The organism is Moorena sp. SIO3B2, from assembly GCF_010692525.1.
Classification (GTDB): Bacteria; Cyanobacteriota; Cyanobacteriia; order Cyanobacteriales; family Coleofasciculaceae; genus Moorena; species Moorena producens.
Genome location: NZ_JAAHHE010000598.1, coordinates 1 through 2897, shown reverse-complemented (window position 1 = coordinate 2897; position 2897 = coordinate 1). Strand labels below are relative to the sequence as shown.

Annotated in this window: 1 protein-coding gene and 1 pseudogene; one reads left to right on the top strand and one right to left on the bottom strand. The window is 48.8% G+C overall.

Translation table 11 applies throughout. The features are described 5' to 3' along the window. Position 1: 1 nt before the first annotated feature. Entirely contained in the window at positions 2–388 is a 387-nt protein-coding gene (locus tag F6K38_RS38605; protein WP_287297022.1) for a type II toxin-antitoxin system VapC family toxin, read from the top strand. 83 nt (positions 389–471) lie between these two features. Here F6K38_RS38605 and F6K38_RS38600 read toward each other — a convergent pair. Continuing rightward, positions 472–2897 (bottom strand): annotated as a pseudogene (locus tag F6K38_RS38600) (NB-ARC domain-containing protein); the annotation flags it as partial.

Sequence of the window (2897 nt, the reverse complement as noted above, 5' to 3'; positions counted from 1 at the left end):
AATGGCAGTAATTCTAATTGACACTGATATTTTGATTGATCTTGCCAATAACGACTCACTTGCTAAAGAACGCCTGGTAAGAGAATCTAAAACATCTCTATTTCAAATCAGTATTATTACTAAACTAGAATTAATTGTTGGTTGCCGAAATAAACAAGAATTAGACTCTTTGGATAAATTCCTCAGACAGTTTTCTATCATTCAACTCAATGCTCAGATATCCCTCAAAGCAGAACAGTTGATGGGTAGCTACTATCTCAGTCATGGACTCCTAATCCCAGACGCTCTAATTGCTGCTACCGCTATTGAAAATCAAATTCCTCTACTCAGTAAAAATCAACGAGATTATCGCTTTATATCAGAACTCAATCTATTGAAATATCCATAACGTTGATGGAAAACTATTGCCTCTTGCCTCTTGCCTCTTGCCTCTTATCTGCTCCCTGCTCCCTGCTCCCTGCTCCCTCTTATTTACTTCCACCATCGGCTAACATCATCAACCGCTGCCACCGTTTCTCTTAGGGCTTCAATACCCCCAAGCTCGATGATTAAAGGAGCTAATTCAGGAAGAGCTTCAAGAAAATTGGGACGGGTTAGACTAGCTAAACTATCAAGAATTTGTTGCCAAAGATCAAAATCAACTGATGAAGGAGTTAAGCTCTTAATCAATTCCTGTAATACTTCGGCTCGCTTGGATTCATCCCCAATGGCTCTGGGGCAATCTAAGGCTTGGGGTAACAACACATTGGGTAAGTGGGGGGCTAAGGCTTTTAAGGCTCTGGCTCGAGACCATTGATCGGAAATCCCTCTGGCGCAATCTAAAGCTTCTGGTAACACATCGGGTAAGTGGGGGGCTAAGGCCACTAAGGCATTAGCTCGGTAGTATTCATGGGAAATCCCTCTGGCGCAATCTAAAGCTTCTGGTAACACATCGGGTAAGTGGGGGACTAAGGTGACTAAGGCATCGGCTCGGTAGTATTCATGGGAAATCCCTTTGGCGCAATCTAAGGCTTGGGGTAACAACCTTTCGGGTAAGTGAGGGGCTAAGGCAACTAAGGCATTAGCTCGAGACCATTGATCGGAAAGCCCTCTGGCGCAATCTAAGGCTTCTGGTAACACATCGGGTAAGTGGGGGACTAAGGCGACTAAGGCTAATGCTCGGGAGTATTCATGGGAAAGCCCTCTGGCGCAATCTAAGGCTTCCGGTAACAGATCGCTTAAGTGGGGGGCTAAGGCTCTTAAGGCTAATGCTCGTTTGTATTCATGGGAAAGCCCTCTGGCGCAATCTAAGGCTTCCGGTAACACATCGGGTAAGTGGGGGACTAAGGCAACTAAGGCATTAGCTCGAGACCATTGATCGGAAAGCCCTCTGGCGCAATCTAAAGCTTCCGGTAACACATCGCTTAAGTGGGGTGCTAAGGCCACTAAGGCTCTGGCTCGGTGTTCTTCATCGGAAAGCCCTCTGGCGCAATCTAAGGCTTTGGGTAACACATCGGGTAAGTGAGGAGCTAAGGCCACTAAGACTCTGGCTCGGTGTTCTTCATCGGAAAGCCCTCTGGCGCAATCTAAGGCTTGGGGTAACAACCTTTCGGGTAAGTGGGGGGCTAAGGCGACTAAGGCATTGACTCGGTGTTCTTCATCGGAAAGCCCTCTGGCGCAATCTAAGGCTTCCGGTAACACATCGGGTAAGTGGGGGGCTAAGTCTACTAAGGCATCGGCTCGGTCGTATTCATCCCAAATCCCTCTGGCGCAATCTAAGGCTTCCGGTAACACATCGGGTAAGTGGGGGGCTAAGGCGACTAAGGCATTGACTCGGTGTTCTTCATCGGAAATCCCTCTGGCGCAATCTAAGGCTTGGGGTAACAACCTTTCGGGTAAGTGGGGAGCTAAGGCGACTAAGGCATCGGCTCGGTCGTATTCATCCCAAATCCCTCTGGCGCAATCTAAGGCTTCCGGTAACACATCGGGTAAGTGGGGGGCTAAAGCCACTAAGGCTAATGCTCGGTATTCTTCATCGGAAATCCCTCTGGCGCAATCTAAGGCTTCCGCTAACAGATCGCTTAAGTGGGGGGCTAAGGCCACTAAGGCATCGGCTCGGTATTTTTCATGGTCAATCCCTCTGGCGCAATCTAAGGCTTCTGGTAACAGATCGCTTAAGTGGGGGGCTAAGGCCACTAAGGCTAATGCTCGGTATCTTTCATCGGAAATCCCTCTGGCGCAATCTAAGGCTTCCGGTAACAGATCGCTTAAGTGGGGGGCTAAGCCGACTAAGGCATCGGCTCGGTCGTATTCATCCCAAATCCCTCTGGCGCAATCTAAGGCTTCCGGTAACAGATCGCTTAAGTGGGGGGCTAAGCCGACTAAGGCTCTGGCTCGGTAGTATTCATCCCAAATCCCTCTGGCGCAATCTAAGGCTTGGGGTAACAACCTTTCGGGTAAGTGGGGGGCTAAGCCGACTAAGGCTCTGGCTCGGTAGTATTCATCCCAAATCCCTCTGGCGCAATCTAAGGCTTTGGGTAACAACTCTTCCGGTAAATGGGGTGCTAAGCCGATTAAGGCTCTGGCTCGGTCTGATTCATCCCAAATCCCTCTGGCGCAATCTAAGGCTTTGGGTAACAACCTTTCGGGTAAGTGGGGGGCTAAGGCCACTAAGGCATTGACTCGGTCTGATTCATCCCAAATCCCTCTGGCGCAATCTAAGGCTTCCGGTAACAGATCGCTTAAGTGGGGGGCTAAGTCTACTAAGGCTTTTGCTTGGTAGTATTCATCGGAAATCCCTCTGGCGCAATCTAAGGCTTCCGGTAATAAAGAAGTGGGAAGATACTCAATGATTGCCTTCAAACCCTTTACTTGATTTTCAGAATCTTTGCTCTGTCGCACATAAGCTAGTGCTTGAG

Coding starts and splice junctions, on each gene's coding strand:
- F6K38_RS38605 (WP_287297022.1), top strand. CDS start 2: ATGGCAGTAATTCTAATTGACACTGATATTTTGATTGATCTTGCCAAT.